Source organism: Borrelia persica No12 (assembly GCF_000500045.1).
GTDB lineage: Bacteria > Spirochaetota > Spirochaetia > Borreliales > Borreliaceae > Borrelia > Borrelia persica.
The window spans coordinates 1-242 of sequence record NZ_AYOT01000197.1; the positions used below are offsets into that span (position 1 = coordinate 1).

General features: G+C 36.0%; 1 pseudogene. It reads left to right on the forward strand.

Annotation, left to right across the window (positions count from 1 at the left end):
- A pseudogene (locus tag U881_RS12885) lies at nucleotides 1–242 on the forward strand (hypothetical protein); the annotation flags it as partial.

Sequence of the window (242 nt, forward strand, 5' to 3'; positions counted from 1 at the left end):
ATCGTATGTTGGAGAGGCTTTATGCAGATTATAAGGAAATTTTACTTAGCAATTTAGAAAGGAAGGTTGTTGAGGAACCTAAGGTTGAGAAAAAAGAACCTAGGGGTGATTTACCATTAGAAAGTGATGAATCTATTGTTGATTCATCAGTGAAGGGTGATGATTCTAAAGTTGATTTGTCGTTTTCTGGTGAAGAAGAAGTTGAGAAGGAACAACAACAAGCTAAGCGAGTTAAGGTTTCT